15 protein-coding genes are annotated in these 15540 nt (G+C 59.8%); 8 read left to right on the top strand and 7 right to left on the bottom strand.

Annotated features, from left to right (window positions below; all coding sequences use genetic code 11):
* Window positions 1–41 precede the first annotated feature (41 nt).
* Window positions 42–1403: a sigma-54-dependent transcriptional regulator gene (locus ACZ5DH_RS01680; RefSeq protein WP_464255438.1), complete on the bottom strand. Its 1362-nt coding sequence runs from the start codon at window positions 1401–1403 to the stop codon at window positions 42–44.
* A 47-nt stretch (window positions 1404–1450) separates the two neighbouring features.
* On the opposite strand from ACZ5DH_RS01680, the gene ACZ5DH_RS01675 reads away from it, so the two are divergent.
* Window positions 1451–1612: a hypothetical protein gene (locus ACZ5DH_RS01675; RefSeq protein WP_464255437.1), complete on the top strand. Its 162-nt coding sequence runs from the start codon at window positions 1451–1453 to the stop codon at window positions 1610–1612.
* 2 nt (window positions 1613–1614) lie between these two features.
* Here ACZ5DH_RS01675 and ACZ5DH_RS01670 read toward each other — a convergent pair whose 3' ends face one another.
* Complete coding sequence (locus ACZ5DH_RS01670; RefSeq protein ID WP_464255436.1) at window positions 1615–3684, bottom strand: ATP-binding protein; 2070 nt, start codon at window positions 3682–3684, stop codon at window positions 1615–1617.
* 310 nt (window positions 3685–3994) lie between these two features.
* Here ACZ5DH_RS01670 and ACZ5DH_RS01665 point away from each other — a divergent pair, with 310 nt between their 5' ends.
* The 3 genes from ACZ5DH_RS01665 (at window position 3995) to ACZ5DH_RS01655 (ending at window position 5325) form a co-directional block, all read left to right on the top strand.
* Complete coding sequence (locus ACZ5DH_RS01665; RefSeq protein WP_464255435.1) at window positions 3995–4219, top strand: SHOCT domain-containing protein; 225 nt, start codon at window positions 3995–3997, stop codon at window positions 4217–4219.
* A 56-nt stretch (window positions 4220–4275) separates the two neighbouring features.
* Window positions 4276–4476, top strand: coding sequence for a hypothetical protein (locus ACZ5DH_RS01660; protein WP_464255434.1), 201 nt, complete (start codon window positions 4276–4278; stop codon window positions 4474–4476).
* Between the two features lie 255 nt (window positions 4477–4731).
* On the top strand, window positions 4732–5325 hold the full coding sequence (locus tag ACZ5DH_RS01655) for a hypothetical protein (protein ID WP_464255433.1): 594 nt from the start codon (window positions 4732–4734) through the stop codon (window positions 5323–5325).
* A 319-nt stretch (window positions 5326–5644) separates the two neighbouring features.
* Here the strand turns inward: ACZ5DH_RS01655 and ACZ5DH_RS01650 are convergent, their stop codons facing one another.
* On the bottom strand, window positions 5645–6181 hold the full coding sequence (locus tag ACZ5DH_RS01650) for a hypothetical protein (protein WP_464255432.1): 537 nt from the start codon (window positions 6179–6181) through the stop codon (window positions 5645–5647).
* 290 nt (window positions 6182–6471) lie between these two features.
* Between ACZ5DH_RS01650 and ACZ5DH_RS01645 the strand changes: the two genes are divergently transcribed.
* The 4 genes from ACZ5DH_RS01645 to ACZ5DH_RS01630 all read left to right on the top strand — a co-directional run bounded on the left by ACZ5DH_RS01645 (window position 6472) and on the right by ACZ5DH_RS01630 (window position 10308).
* Window positions 6472–6912: a universal stress protein gene (locus tag ACZ5DH_RS01645; RefSeq protein WP_179980993.1), complete on the top strand. Its 441-nt coding sequence runs from the start codon at window positions 6472–6474 to the stop codon at window positions 6910–6912.
* Between the two features lie 218 nt (window positions 6913–7130).
* Window positions 7131–8291 (top strand): histidinol-phosphate transaminase, encoded by a 1161-nt coding sequence (gene hisC / locus ACZ5DH_RS01640; RefSeq protein ID WP_464255431.1) that lies wholly within the window; start codon window positions 7131–7133, stop codon window positions 8289–8291.
* Window positions 8288–8980: a (d)CMP kinase gene (cmk, locus tag ACZ5DH_RS01635; RefSeq protein WP_464255430.1), complete on the top strand. Its 693-nt coding sequence runs from the start codon at window positions 8288–8290 to the stop codon at window positions 8978–8980. The genes hisC and cmk overlap by 4 nt, the downstream gene beginning before the upstream one ends.
* A 764-nt stretch (window positions 8981–9744) precedes the next feature.
* Window positions 9745–10308 carry a tetratricopeptide repeat protein gene (locus ACZ5DH_RS01630; protein WP_464255429.1) on the top strand — a complete coding sequence of 188 codons (564 nt, stop codon included), beginning with the start codon at window positions 9745–9747 and terminating at the stop codon, window positions 10306–10308.
* A gap of 884 nt (window positions 10309–11192) precedes the next feature.
* Here the strand turns inward: ACZ5DH_RS01630 and ACZ5DH_RS01625 are convergent.
* The 4 genes from ACZ5DH_RS01625 to ACZ5DH_RS01610 form a co-directional block, all read right to left on the bottom strand.
* On the bottom strand, window positions 11193–11732 hold the full coding sequence (locus ACZ5DH_RS01625) for a V4R domain-containing protein (protein WP_464255428.1): 540 nt from the start codon (window positions 11730–11732) through the stop codon (window positions 11193–11195).
* A 210-nt stretch (window positions 11733–11942) separates the two neighbouring features.
* Window positions 11943–12452, bottom strand: coding sequence for a serine/threonine protein phosphatase (locus ACZ5DH_RS01620; RefSeq protein ID WP_464255427.1), 510 nt, complete (start codon window positions 12450–12452; stop codon window positions 11943–11945).
* 84 nt (window positions 12453–12536) lie between these two features.
* Window positions 12537–13520 (bottom strand): class II fructose-bisphosphatase, encoded by a 984-nt coding sequence (gene glpX / locus ACZ5DH_RS01615; protein WP_464255426.1) that lies wholly within the window; start codon window positions 13518–13520, stop codon window positions 12537–12539.
* Window positions 13521–13854: 334 nt separating this feature from the next.
* Window positions 13855–15525, bottom strand: a complete 1671-nt coding sequence (locus ACZ5DH_RS01610; RefSeq protein WP_464255425.1) for an NAD+ synthase — start codon at window positions 15523–15525, stop codon at window positions 13855–13857.
* Between the last annotated feature and the right edge of the window lie 15 nt (window positions 15526–15540).

The following is a 15540-nucleotide window of genomic DNA, read 5'->3' as shown; positions in this document are numbered from 1 at the left end:
AGCATTAATCCGGTTGTGTTCGCATGCATCATGCCTACCCCCTACTTGCCGTCTCCCAGCTTGGCCAGCAGCGTCTTGCGGTTGATGCCCAGACGCCGCGCGGCTTCGCTTTTATTGCCGCCGACCTGTTCAAGAGTATCCTGCACGGCCAGACGCTCGATTTCTTCCAGCGTCATGTTGGCAAAATCCAGTCTGGACGAACGCGGGCTTTCCTCTTCGGCTTCGGCAATGGTGGGCGGCAGTTCGCGCTCGCTGATGTATTCCCCCACCAGCAGCACAACGGCGCGTTCCACCGCGTTTTCCAGTTCGCGCACGTTGCCGGGCCATGTGTGTTTGACGAGCCTGTCCATGGCCGCAGGGGTGAAGCCCTTGACCATCTTGCCGTTACGTTCGGCAAAAATCTTCATGAAGTGCATGGCCAGCAGAGGAATATCCTCATGCCGGTCGCGCAGGGGCGGCAATTGCAATGAAACCACGTTGAGCCTGTAGTAAAGGTCCTGCCGAAAGCGCCCCTCCTCCACTTCAAGGGCCAGATCCTTGTTGGTGGCGGCCAGAATGCGCACATCCACCTTGATGGTCTGGTCGCCGCCCACACGTTGCAGCTCGCGCTCCTGAATGACGCGCAACAGTTTGACCTGCATGGATAAAGGAATCTCGCCAATTTCATCCAGAAAGATGGTGCCCTTGTTCGCCGCCAGAAAGCGCCCCTCGCGGCGTTTTTCCGCCCCGGTAAAGGCCCCCTTTTCATGGCCGAACAGCTCGGATTCCAGCAGGGTTTCCGTAAGGGCCGCACAATTGACGGCCACGTACGGCCCTTTGGCCCTGTTGCTGTTGGCGTGGATCAGCTTGGCGATAACCTCCTTGCCCGTGCCGGATTCACCGGTGATGAGCACCGTGGCCTCGGAAGCCGCTATGGCTGAAACCAGGCCAAGCACCTGCCGCATGGCCGGACTCTGGCCAATGACGTTGCGGGAATCGACGTTGGCGGCCAGTTCGTGACGCAAGGCGCGCACCTCGTCGCGCAGATTGGCGTGGTCCAGCGCGCGCTCCAGCGCCAGCTTGAGGGCGTCAAAGGCCAGGGGCTTGGTAAGGTAGTCGTACGCTCCGGCCTTGAGGGCTTCCACCGCGTTGGCCACATCGGAGTACGCCGTCATGATCAGCACAGGGATGGCGGGATTGTAGCTTTTGATGGCGCGGGTGGCCTCAATGCCGCTCATGCCCCCCATCCTCACGTCCATAAGGATGAGGTCAAAGGGGCTTTCCTGGCACATGGCCACGGCCTCTTCCCCATTGTCCACGGTAACGGGGTCATATCCCCATTCTTCCAGCAGGGCCCGCAGCATTTCGCGGTGGTTGCGGTCGTCGTCCACCACCATCAGTCTGACAGCTGAAGTCGCACTCATGACAATATTCCTTGATCATCCTGGTTGATAGCTGGCGCAGGGTAACGATGCGAATATACATTCCCAAGGCTTGCGGCACGGCCTTTACGGCGCGCAACAGCGCGGACAAACTGCGCCTCCACGGAGAACGGCTGCTCCCGCAGTTGCCGGAGCAGCTTCAGGGTAAAGCTGCTCCGGGGACGCCCTGCCGTACCGGCCCGGCGTCCTGAAATTATTTTTTACTCTGCCCGGTCGAAAAGGCTTCGCCCCTGCCGCGGACAGGCAGCACAAGGATGAATTCCGTGCCGTGCCCCGGTTCGGAATTGACGCTCACACTGCCGCCGTGCCCTTCGACAATCTGGTAGACTATGGCCAGCCCAAGGCCCGTGCCCGAGGGCTTGGTGGTAAAATAGGGCGTAAAAATGGCCGCCTGAATGTCTCTGGGGATACCGGGGCCATTGTCGCTGACAGAAAGGCTGAAAGTCTGCCCGTCAGACGAGAGACGCGCGCCCACGCGCAGTTGCCCGCCTTCCCCCATGGCCTGCACGGCATTGAGAAAAAGGTTGAGCAGCGCCTGGGTGAGGCGTTCGGCATTGACCCTTACCGGCGGCAGGTCAGAAGCCACGTCAAGAGTGACCTGGATGTTTCTGGCGCGCACATCGGCTTCGGTCAGACGCAGGGCCCGGTTGATGATTTCGGCAAGGTCGGCGTCCGTCGTGCTGATGGCTCCTGGCCGGGCGAATTCCAGCAGTTCGGAAACGACCCTGTCCAGCCTGTCCACTTCATCAATCATGCGCTGGGCGGCTTCCTCTTCACGGCCGCCCGGCAGCATGCGCTTGGCGATATAGAGGGCCACGCCCTTGATGGTGCTCAGAGGATTGCGCACCTCATGCGCCACACCGGCAGCCAGATGCCCCAGGGCTGAAAGACGGTCGTTGCGCTGCGCGTCTGCCTGCAGGCGCTTGACCTCGGTAATGTCGCGCAGAATAAATACGTTGCCCAGAAAAACGCCGTCCTGATTGCGCATGGTGGCGGCGCTGAGGCTGATGACCGCGCCCGCGCGCCCTGTCGTCAGGACGCATTCGCGCTCAAGCACCTTGCGGCCCCCGGCCAGTTCCGCCACCAGCGCCTTCCAGTCCAGACCCGGCAGCCCTGTCAGGGGCGCGTACAAGGCCGTGCCCCGGTCAAGGTCGAACATGCGCAGGGCAGTGTCGTTGACCATGGCCACCCTGCCCGAAGGATCACTGGTCAGAAGGCCCAGAGGCAGATTGGCGACCACTTCTGACGCCATGGCCCGCGAATCGCGCAGCATCTTGCGTGAATGGCGGTAATTCTGCGCCCAGAACAGTGAAACAAAGCCCGCAAGGCCCAAAGCCGCCACCAGGGCGGCCGACATGGCGTTATAGCGCAGGTCCGCCGCCAGCGCCGCCTCAAAGGGTTTGAGATCAAGCCCCACCACGACCACGCCCTGCGGCTGACGGGGCTGCCCCGGATGCAGTTGGGCAGCCGGCCAGGCGCTGCCGTCCCCCGGCATTCCGGGAGCGGGCCGCCTCAAGTCCGGCTGCGGGCCGCCCGTAACGCCCGACATGCCCGGCCCCGCGGGCTGTGGCAGTGGCTCCATTCTTCTGGGCGACATGGGGCCATGGGGCATATCCGTGCCCACCACGCCCCTGCTGCGCCCCATGCCGTGCTGCCCGTGCCCGCGCATGGGCAAAGGCATTGGGCGGTCATCTTCCAGCGGAACAAAAGCGCGGTATACCTCAAAAACTTTTCTGTCGCCCCACTGGCGCAGACGCCATGCGGGTTTTTCCGTCACCTGCACCGCCGTGGGCATGATAATGGTCAAAGCTTTTTCGCCCTGTTGCGCCTGCGCGGCGACCCTGCCGTCGCCGACTGATCCCGACCCGGCTGCATATCTGCCATCATTGCCCCGGCTTCTGTCGCGGGTGCGCACTGGCACGCTGTAGGCCAGCATTTCTCCCGCATTGTTGGCCACAGCCATAAAAACAATGCCGGGCTGCTTGGCCGTTTCCGCCAGCAGGGACTGCAGCCCGTCCGAATTGCCCAGAGGGGTGCACAAACCCGTGCGCGCGCCCGCCTCCAGGGCCCATATGAGGGCCTCGGCCCGGTCCAGGAGGTTCTGTATCATATACGTCTTGCCGCGCTGGGTGCTCCGCACGGCAAGAGCCGAAATGGTCAGACCAAGAATAATGGCTATGCCCACGATCATCCAGGGAGAAAGCCCCAAATGCAGGGCGCGCGCTCCTCTGATGGAGAATAATCTTGAAAATCTGCTCTTCATGGCCTGTCCTTGTGTGGCTGAATGTCCCTATTATGTATTTTTTACTCATCTGGTCAAGGGTGCTGGTAAAAATTGGACACAGCCGTGCCAATGTGGGTAAAAAATGGACAATATCCATCAGACCAGGATACTGCCCAAAAGCGTCCACAATAAAATAAAATTAATTACTATCTAATGTTATAAGAAAACGCACAACGTTGGCACGAGCTTTGCCTTATAGGGGGCAAGAGCGCGTGAAAACGCGCAAACAGGTGACAGCGCAACCCCGCCCCAATGCAGGGCGCGCCCGGTCTCACCGGGAGGACACATAATGCATGCTTGTAATTATCTGAATTTTTTCGGCTGGGGTGGCGGTTGGATAGGAATGCTTCTTGCGGTTACGGTGCTGGTTCTGGCGATTTACTGTATCTTTCGCTTTATTGGACGCAAACCCTGCAACTTTGACCGCCGCGACACGCTGAACATTTTGAAACGACGCCTTGCTTCCGGCGAAATAACACCGGAAGAATACGAAAAGCTTAAAAACGTGATCTGATATTCCTTTCAGGAAACAATCAAGAGCACGATACATATACAGTCAAGGAGACCATCATGAAAACTTCAACCATCAAACCCTCGTTCATCTTTGCATCCTTGGCCCTTGTGTTCGCCATGGCCCTCACCGCCCTGCCCGTGCACGCCCAGAATGCCACAAGCACCGGAACTGCCTCTCCCTGGTGCGGCAACGGCGGCAGCGGTCACGGCGGCTACGGCCCCCACGGTCCCCATGGCGGCAGCCACATGGGCCGGTAAGCCCCGGCCGCAGACGCCCTGAAACCCCAAGGACCACACATGAGACGCCTTACCAACGTTCTTGGCAGACAATCACAACAGCGGCGTCGCTGTCCGGCTGCGGCGGCCATAGGGGGCCGGGCTGGCAAGGCAGAAATGGCATATACGGCCCCCTGAATCACCCGTTCGCATACACGGTAACGACGCACTGCGGCGCCAAGGTCCGCACAAAGACAAAAAACTTCGGCCTCAACCGAACATTATAAAGGACACACCATGAAAACATCCAAATTTGCTTCTACCACTGCGGCGCTCGCTCTTGTAGCCCTGCTTGGAACCGCCGGCATCGCCAGCAGCGCCCCGGCCGAAGTTCCCGCTCCCCCTGCGGCCGGCCGGATGGGCCAGCATATGGGTCCCCATATGAACATGACTCCTGAACAGATCAACGCCATACAGGACATCCACAAGGAATTCGGCCCCAAGATGCAGCCGCTCTTCCAGCAGAAGTACGGCAAGCAGGCCGAGATCAACGCCCTGCTCTATCAGGGAGTGAAGCCTGACGATCCGAGGATCGTGGCCCTGCAGAAGGATGTGAAGGACGTGGACGGCAAGCTGTACCAGCTTGACGGCGCCATGCGCAAGCAGATGCAGGATAAGGGCGTTCCCTACATGGGCGGTCACGGTATGGGCCGCGGCATGATGGGCGGCATGGGCGACTGCCCCGGCATGGGCGGCAAGGGCATGATGGGCCCGCGCGGCGGCCACGGCGGCCCCGGTAATCACGGCGGCCCCGGCATGCACGGCGGCGGCTACGGCATGGGCATGATGAACCAGCCCGCTGACACCGCCCCCAACGCCAAGACCAACTAAGCTTTTCGACTGACACCAGCCTACGGGCGGCTGCCTCAGGCGGCCGCCCGGCAACAGAACACGCGCAATTTGCCTGCGCACCTTCATGACGGTAAGCCCGTAGACTTCGAGAGTGCCACTCTCTTGATATATAGCCAATTCATAGAGCCAGTTCCCTGAACGGATCCTTCGGGGCGCACCAGCCCTTCAGCGCCCCGGGGGATCACACAAGTCCAACCCTGACACGCACACTCCCTCTCCAACGACACTCCCACAAAAACAAAAAAGCCGTGAACCCCTGATGTTCACGGCTTTTTTGCAATCTGCTCACAAGGAAAAATCAGACGTTGTAGTCTCCGCGGTTGAATTTGAACTTTTCTGTGGTGGCGAGCACCTCCAGATTGTTCACCAGGGTATCCAGGCCGGGATTCTGCCCGCGCAGACCCGCGGTATTTTCCTTCAGTGAGGCAACCTGTCCGTCAATGCCCTGCAAAAGCGCATAGGCCTGACGCAAGGAGCCGTTTTTGCCGGCATCGCCAAGGGTGCTGACGTAGGAATCCCACATATCCAGCGTACCCGAAGCCTGGCTGAAGGCTTCCTGCAGCACGTCTTCAGTAGGATTGGCTTCGTCGGCCTGCCCTGTAGCGCCCAGCAGCATCTGGCTTATCATGGACGCCTGTGACGCCTGGGCCGTCTGCATACCGCCCACCGGGAGCGTACCCCCGGCGGTGGAAGACGTCCCGGCGCCCACAAGCCCCAACTGCTCGGCCAGAGCGGCTTCAAAGCCCGCCCCCTGATCGCCCGACTTGCGGATTGTGCCGGAGGATTGCTCCTGCTGGCGAAGCAGGGCTTCCAGTTGCTCATTCTTGATCTTCATGTCGCCTCCAGGGTTGGCGTTCCGCATTTGCGCCATTTGTGCAAGAAGTCTGCCAAGTCGCAGGTCGGCTCAACTAGCTGATTTTATAACATACCGTATTTATGGAAGGGAAAAATTTTCCCCAGGCGCAAGCATATGCTCTCCAAAAGACCTTGTCTATTGTTGTAAAAAAAACTAAAATTTAACAAAATGATAAACAGCCTCGAACCAGCCCGCATGGCGAATAAACTGAAAATATTCAGGATGCGGATTTTTTAACCTTATCATCCCACGGGGAACAGGAGCTTGCCATGAAGGAAATCAAAAAGATTCTTTGCGCGGTAGACCTCTCCGAACACAGCAAGGATGTGGCCGAATACGCCGTTCTGCTTGCAAAGGGATTGAACGCAAGCGTTGTGGTTGTATACACCGCTCCTTCGCTGAGCCAGTATGTGGGCTTTCACGTGCCCCCCAACACCATAGAAAACTTTGTGGGCGAAATCGTCTCCGGCGCTGAAAAGTCCATGGAATCTTTTGTGGCTGAAAACTTTGCTGGCGTGACGGCCACGGGCAAGGTGCTCATCGGCTACGCGGCCGAAGAAATCCTGGCCCACGCCAAGGAAGAAGAGGTGGACATCATTGTTATGGGCACCCACGGCCGCAAGGGCATTGACAGAATCCTCTTTGGCTCCGTTGCCGAAAAGGTGGTCAAAAACGCCGACATGCCCGTGCTGACCGTACGCCCCAGCTAGTGTCAAGCACCCTTGAGGGCATACAGCTGCAAAGCGTACGCCATGCCGCTGTTGCGGCGACTTGCAAACACGCCTGACATTGCCGGTCATCCAGCCGGATATGCCATGTGTACCCCGGCATGACATCACATCAGGGCCGCGTCTCCATAATAGGGGCGCGGCCCGTTAATAATCCTCTTGTTGCCGAGAGCCCCCCCATGCCCGGCTGTGGAGAAGACATGTTTGAGATCAGCGTGCGGCAGGAAATTCTTGCCCTGAAGGCCTATGTTCCAGGCCTGTCCATTGCCGAGATTCAGCAGAAGTACAATCTTGCCACGGCCATCAAAATGGCCAGCAACGAAAATCCGCTGGGCATGTCGCCCCTGGCGTGTGAAGCCGTACAGCGCCACGCGGCCATGGGCTTTCGGTACCCCCAGGGGGGCAATCCCCGGCTCGCGGGGGCGCTGGCGCAGCTCCACGGCGTTGATGCCCGCCGCATAGTGGTCGGAAACGGCTCCGATGAGATCATAGACCTGCTCATTCGCATTCTGGCAAAACCCGGCGTGCACAATCTGGTCTGTTTTGAACCCTGCTTCAGCATCTACCCCATCCAGGGGCGCGTCTGCGGCGTTGAAGTGCGCCGCCACCCGCTCAATGCCGATTTTTCTTTCAACTTTGACGGCCTGCTTTCCAGGGTGGATGCCAATACCCGCCTTGTTTTCGTCACCACGCCCGACAATCCTTCGGGCTACTGCCCGCCGCGCGAAGGCGTGGCGCGACTGGCCGACAAGCTGGCCGAGATTGCGCCCGCCTGCCTGCTTGTGGTGGACGAAGCCTACATGGACTTTGCGGAAAACGAGCCGGAATCTTCTCTTCTGGCCAGCGGCCACCTGCCCGAAAACACGGCGTTCATGCGCACATTTTCAAAAAGCTTCGGCCTTGCGGGCCTGCGCGTGGGGTACGGCGTTCTGCCTCCAGCCATAGCCGACTACTGCTGGCGGGCCCGTTTACCCTTCTCCGTCAATATTCTGGCGGAAGAGGCCGCTCTCGCCGCATTGAAAGACACCACGTTCTATGCGCACACCATGCAGACCGTGCGTCAGGGGCGCAATGCCCTTACGGTTGGCCTCACGGCCCTGGGCTGCTACGTCTGGCCCAGCGCGGCAAATTTTGTTCTTTTCCAGCTGCCGCAAGACACGCTGGGAGCAGAGGATTGCTTTGAAGCCCTGCTCCGCCGGGGCATCATTATCCGCCCGCTCAAAAGCTATAATCTGCCTGACCATCTGCGCGTCAGCGTTGGTAATGAACGGGAAAACAGGGCCTTTCTGCTGGCCATGGACGAAATTCTTCTGGAAAACCGCCATGCCGGGGCTGATGCCGCGCCCAAGGAGCACAAATGAGCGCCCGCCTGCCTGTCGTAACGCTGGACGGCCCGGCCGGGGTCGGCAAGACCACCCTGGCCCGCCGCATGGCCGAAAGCCTGGGGCTGGCCTATCTGGATACCGGCGCCATGTTTCGCTGTATGGCCCTCAAGCTGGGGCCCGGCGCGGAAAAACTCCCTGAAGACGAATTGCGCGGCCGTTGTGCGCACTGGACGTTCACTCTCAGCGGCATGGGGCAGCAGTCTACCCTGTTCTGCAATGGCATGGCCGTGCGTGGCGAAGTCCGCACTGAAGAAGTGGGCATGCTGGCAGCCCGCATCGCCACGGTGCCGGTGGTGCGCGACATCCTGCGCCAGACGCAGCGGGCCATTGGCGAGAGGTCGCCCCTGGTGGCCGAGGGCCGCGACATGGGCACAGTGGTTTTCCCCGACGCGCGCTTCAAATTTTTTCTGGATGCCGCCCCGGAAGTGCGCGCCATGCGGCGACTGCGCGACCTTGAAGAAAGAGGGGAAACCGCAGAACTGACAAGCCTCACGGAACAGATCCGCCAGCGTGACGCTCTCGACCGCAACCGGGCCGTGGCCCCGCTACGCCCTGCCCCGGACGCCCTTATTGTGGACACTTCGCTTCTGGGTATTGAAGGCGTTCTTGGCGTCATGCTGCACCATATCAATGTGCACGGGGGCAGCCAGAGCCTGCATGCCTGAACCCTGCGCTCTTGAACGCGGATCGCCTTTTTCCTTTTGAAATGCTTTGTGGGGGAGGGACCCTTTTGCAAAAGGGTCTCCTCCCCCACGCCCCCACCCCCTAAAACTCTTATTATAGAGTCTGTTGCCTTTGAAAAAAGGTACATGTTCCAACGCTGCACGAAAGGGCAGCGCGTCACAACGGCTAAAGCAACGGCTGCCGCAAAGACAGCATTGGTTATCCGTAAGCAGCAAAGACCCGCCAACGGCTACCGCAAATCGCATTTTTCGGCTGAATGAAAACTTTGAAATATGAAGAATTTCAAAGGTAATCTGCTCTAGCGTAACGCCAAGGCGGTTCAATGTTGAAATGCTCTGGCGTCTGCGTGCAGTCGCCCGCCGTGGAGGCCAAACGCCGTAACGGGCGTGGCTTGGTGATCTGGCCTCAGTATTTTTCGGGCTGAAGCGGGGATACTGAGCCAGTCCTTACTGCGGTCACACCATTTCAAAGGGCATATGCCCTGGCCTGAAGCCTTTTGCCCCTGTGCGCAAAAGGCTTTTTGCGTACCCGGCGGCAAAATCTGCCGCCCGCCCCGTCAGTGGCGGCTTTTTGGCGTTTTTTGCGCGGCTGCCTTTGCCGCCACCCCGCAAACCCCTTCGCATCAAAAAATCAATGCACTGATTTGCTTGCATAATTCAGAATTGGCACGCGCAGTGCATAATACGGGGCAAACCAAAGGCGCATTCTGCGCCTCCGCAAACCAGCCTCAGTTGGGGAGGAAAAAATGAGCAATCAACTGGATTACGAAATCAATAAAGAATTGGGTGAATGCTACCTGTTCATGGGTGACTTTGACAAGGCCGAAGAATATTATCGCAAGGCTGCCAACAGCAACGCCCAGAGCGCGGCCCCGTACATGGGCCTGGCCACTGTGGCGGTGCAGCGCTCCGAGCTTGACAAGGCGCTGGTTCTTTACCAAAAGGCCGCTGCGGTTGAAGAGACCGACAAGGCCCTGTGCGGCATCGGCCTGGTTCTTATGGAACAGGGTCAGCACGAAGGCGCTTTTGACTACTTTGCCCGCGCCATGAACAAGAACCCCGAAAACATCATCGCCCTGAACTGCCTTGTGCGTGAAGCCTATCAGCTGGACCGCGTTGAAAGCGTGCTGCCCCATCTGGAAGACACCCTGCGCACCGGCGTTGAAGCCGAAGCCGTTCGCGTGACCCTGGCAGGATGCCTGATTTACCTTGGCCGCAGTGACGATGCCCGTCAGCATCTGGAAACTGTGCTTGGCGCCAACCCCGCCAACAACAACGCCAAAGAACTTTTTGACACAATGGCCGCGTAGTCATGGCCCCCGGGCCATGCCGCTGCCAAAACATACTCCCCTCCCCACATGATTTTCCGGCCCTTGGCAGGTGCCGGGGCCGGAAAATCTTTTCAACGGGGGATGGGCGGCGCTGTTCACCCACTGAGGGCCGCACGGTCTCCTGGCGTGGGAATGCAGCTACAGCGAAAAATCCCTGAATGCCCTTTTCAGGGATTTTTTATTCCGCGGCGGTGCGCCTGCCGCGATACAGCCGCGACACGCCAGCCCATAACGCAGGCACGAAGTAAAAACACGTTGCTTGGCGTGTTGTGGCCGGGGATTGCGCCTTGTGCCCGCCACGGGCTCGGAGCGCTTTTCAAACCGCGCCTGTCGCTGGATCGTGCGCGCTCACCTGAAGTTGCTCTGGCAGCCTCATGCACGGGCGCTCGCCCTGTACCGAGAATCAAATTCCCCCTCTCCGCCTGACGAAGCCGCATGCACTGGCGACCGCTGTGACGGCACGCGCGCTGCGCGGCTTTGCCCTGGCTGCCAAGGGCTGTGCGAATGTGCATGGCCGTAAAATATATATTCTCAATCCTCGTCCGCTCCCGGTTTCTGCCATGATTTCCTACGCCTGAATACGCGAACAGGGCTGCGTCCCTATGGACGCAGCCCTGGTGGTTGCTGATTGCCTATGTTCTGGCCCCTTGTGGCGGCGAAAACCGGGCGCTTTGCTGGCGCAACGGGCGAAACTCCCACGCGCCGTGAACCTGAACCCTGTCAGAGTTCTTTACCAGCGCATTGGCGCCGGCAACGGTTTGCGCTGGCGCTCATCGTGAAGACGTGTCGCGGCATGGTCGGATCGACAGATCCAAGGGGCTTAGGCAGCCATTGAGAAGATATCTGCTCAATGCGACCCTGCCTCAGGCATTGCTGGTGGCCATCTGCGGCTGCGGTCTGACCTCAAAGCGGCATGTCCTGTCGCCGGTGCACCAGCAATCGGTTTCACGCACGTAAAATTCCTCGCCGGTCTGGGCCAGAAGCATTCCTGCCAGAAAGCCCTCATCGTAGTGGCAGACCGTGTGCTCTTTGTCCGGCAGACCGGAACAATCCAGATCTTCAGCCACGGTCAGGGTAAAATGCAAGGTTTCGTAGTTGGCGCTTTCGATCCGCATAATGCCGATACCAAAGTCCAGCAGGGCTTTTTGCACCGCCGCCACAAAATCGTCAAACCGCTCACGGCGGCCGACAAATCTTTCGCAGAATTTCCACCCGGCGAGTTTTCCGCTCTCGCGCATGACTTCTTCGGATTCGGTCGTACCGTAGCGCAACTCGATGATATCACGCAGGGTATACTGAAACAGGCGATATACCTCAATGCGTGCGCTGTTGCCAAGATTTGGCCGACCATCATGAATATTGCCGACAAAATCCCAACTGAACGCGTACCGCCGGGTCGACATGCAAAACCACCTTTGCAGATTTTGTGCTGCAGGCGTTGCGTGGCAAATGACCCTCGCAGCAGCCTACGAAAACTGACGCGATCCATCCCGGACCGCCCACAGTGCCCCGCAGCAATGATGTCTGCGGGCTGGTTTTCATGTTGCGAGCCCGAACCATTTTTTCCGCGTTCGCGCCAGCGCCAGAAGCGTCGCGCGCCGGATATGCCCCGCCTACCGGCTTATGGGCGGCACATCGGTGCTGACCTTCAGCATGGTGCCAAGATGACGCCGGGCCAGAGCCAGCTCACCTTCCGTCACTTCCGGCATGTCTTTGGAACGCACGCCAGTCATGTCGTTGCCTTCTTCAACGATGGCCAGAGCGGCGGCCATGCGCCCCATGACGCAAAAAAAGCGTACCGGGTCCCATCCATGCTGCTGCACCCAGGCGGCTGCCTGCGGCGAGTACATGAAATCCGCCTTGCCGTCGTTCAGAGTGGGGTGCGCCTCTTCATTATTGGCCTTGGCCCAGGCACGAAATTGCGGCAGCGCTTCGAGGAAGTTCAGCAGCTCCTTGTCCGTAACGGGAGGCTGCTTTTCGTATACAGTGGAAGCCGCTGGGGCCTGTTTTTTCGCATGGTTGACAGCAGCCAGGGCCTGACCGGAAAAAAAACCGCCCGGCAAACCGGACGCCAGGGTCAGGCAGAGGACGACCATTCCGGCCAGGAGCGTACGTGCAGCCATAGTGGCCGCACGTGTATGAAAATTCATGTTCAGTGACGCCACAGGGCGCGACTGCGCCCGTAAGCCCGACAACAAAGTATTCATTCAATACCGAACCGCGCTGAATTTCGAGAGTCTGTCCATATTATGATAAGACTCCACATACCGCAACGTTCCCGTTTTACCGCGTAAAACAAGGGAATGCGTCACGGCGTATTTGGAACTGTAGCGCACGCCGCGCAGGAAATCGCCGCCGGAGATGCCGGTGGCGGCAAAAAAGCAGTCATCGCTGCGTACAAGGTCATTGACGGTAAGCACCTCGCGCACGTCAGTACCGGCCTCGTTGATGGCTTCTTTTTCCACATAGGACTGCGGATCAAGCCGGGCCAGTATCTGCCCGCCCATGCCCTTGATGGCGCAGGCGGCCAGCACGCCTTCAGGGGTGCCCCCCGTGCCCATCATGATGTCCACTTCAGAGCGCGGGTCCACAGCCATGAGGCCGCCAGCCACGTCGCCGTCAGTGTGGAGCTGAATGCGCGCGCCAGCCTGGCGGATTTCGCTGATGAGCTTCTCATGCCGGGGCTTGTCCAGCACAAAGACCACCAGGTCCTGCACGCTCTTGCCCAGGGCTTTGGCCACGTTGGCCAGGTTCACCTTGACGGGCGCGTCCAGATCTATCACATCGCGCGCTTCGCGGGATACCACGAGCTTTTGCATGTAATAGCTCGGACCGGGGTTGAACATGCAGCCCTGGGGGGCGACGCCCACCACAGAGATGGCATTGGGGCGGCCATAGGCCAGAAGGCTTGTGCCTTCCACCGGGTCCACAGCCACATCAAGGCAGGGGCCCACGCCCATGCCCACTTTTTCGCCATTGGCCAGCATGGGGGCGTTATCTTTTTCGCCCTCGCCAATAATCACCAGACCGTCAATATGAAGAGTGGCAAAGCTGATGCGCATGGCGTCAACGGCAGCGCCGTCTCCGGCCTCCTTGTCGCCGCGTCCGAGCCAGCGGGCTGACGCCAGAGCCGCTGCTTCGGTAATACGCACAATATCCAGGGCCAGATTTTTTTCAGGTGCTTCCACCATACTTTCCTCCACTCGATCTTCGTTATGCAACACACTGCTCTTACCCCAGCGCGCCGCCGTCTTCAAGAAAAAACCCCCGCCCGCCAGGCTTCAGGCGGGCCGCCGTTCTCCAGCCGTCCACACGTCCGCAGCCGCCACACAGCTACGGCAAACATCAAGCAGGCAGGCCGGCTGCGCAGGGGGCGCATGACCACAGCCGATCCGGCCTGACGCGACGCGCCAGACCCCTGCCCTCACACAAAACGTCCACACAGTGAAAGCACGGCGAAAATGACCGTCCCCTCACAGTCGATGTACAAAAAAATTCCCGCATTCAGCCCCGGCTGCGCAAATGTTATGGCAGCCGATAATGCCCGGCCACTGGGGCCTGCCAACCCTCGCCAAAGGGCATGCGGCTGACAAAAAGCGCCAATGGCTCCTGCCTGCGCTTGAATTCGGCCGAAAAAAGCTTCTGCCGCACTTCAAGACGCAGGGGTGAAGAATGCCCGGTCACAGGCGGCGTTGTGGGCAGCAGCAGATCTTCAAGAACAGGATCAAGCTCTTCGTAGGGCGGCAGGCTGTCCGCGTCTTTCTGGCCGGGGCGCAGTTCCGCCGAGGGCGCCTTGTCAAAGACCTGCTGCGGAATGATCTGCTCTCCCTTGTGTTCATTATACCAGCGCGCCACGGCATAGGTGCGCGTCTTGGTCAGATCGCCGATGACGGCCAGAGCCCCCACGGTGTCGCCGTACAGGGTGCTGTACCCCATGGCGGCCTCGCTTTTGTTGCCCGTATTGAGCACAAGCGCCCCGGCGCGGTTGGCCAGGGAGGACAGCAGGGTTCCGCGAATGCGCGCCTGAAGGTTTTCGAAGGTGGTGTCGCCCGGGCGGGCCTCAAAAAGATCCAGACCAGGAGCCAGCGTCTGGGCAAAGGCGTTCATCACAGGTTCAATGGGCAGTGTGACCGTGGTGATGCCAAGGCTGCTGGCAAGGCTGAGGGCATCACTGACCGAGCCGTCACTGCTGTAGGGCGAAGGCATGAGCACGCCGGTGACGTTTTCCGCCCCCAGAGCCTCAACGGCCACGCAGCACACAAGGGACGAATCCATACCGCCCGACAGCCCGACAATGGCCTTTGCAGCGCCGCATTTGCGCACAAAGTCGCGTGTGCCCAATGTAAGCGCCCGCCAGCAGTCTTCCTCAACGCTGGCGCACAACGGCTCCGGAGTCTTGCCGCCTGCGGTATTGCGGGCTGTGTCCACCAGCAGCACGTCTTCGTCAAAAGCCTTTCCCCGTGCCAGCAGCTGACCCGTGGGATCAAAAACCAGACTTTGCCCGTTGTACACGCGGCTGTCGTTGCCGCCCACAAGGTTGACGGAAAAAAGATGCACATGATGCCGGGCGGCCACGTGCGAAAGCATATGCTCGCCCGCGGCCTGCGCTCCTTCCGTATACGGAGCCGCCGCCATGTGGATGAGGGCGTCAACGCCGCGCTGCACCAGTTCCATGAGCGGATTGTGCCCGCTGGCGTAGCGGGTTTTCCAAAAGGCATCTTCTTCGCGCTGGGCATCTTCACACAGCACAACGCCCATGCGCCAGCCGCCCAGGGTCAGAATGCCGCAGGAAATGCCCCTGTCAAAATAGCGGCTGTCTTCGGCATCCGGCCCCGACCCCTGGGCTCCGCCCTGGTAAACCTTGCGCGAGGCCACCTGCCACGCGCCCTTATGAACCAGCACCGCGGCATTGGAAAGCAGGCCCGAGGCGTATACGCTGGGCACGGGCGTACCCACCAGCAGGGCCGGGCCGTCCTTGAGCGTTTCAGCCATGTGGTCGAGCGCCTTGCGGCACCCGGCCGCGAAATCATCCGCACAAAGATAGTGCCCCGGAGCCACGCCGCACAAGGCCAGTTCAGGCGTCACGCACAACTCCGCCCCGGCTGCGGCGGCCTGCCGCACGTCATCAAGTATGCGTTCCATATTTCCGGCCACATCGCCAGTGACGCTGTTGCACTGCAAAAGGGCTATTTTCATGCCGCTGCCTCCCCC

This window comes from Desulfovibrio simplex, from assembly GCF_055387835.1.
Note: the sequence above shows the minus strand (reverse complement) of the source record. Positions and strands in the feature narration are given on the sequence as shown.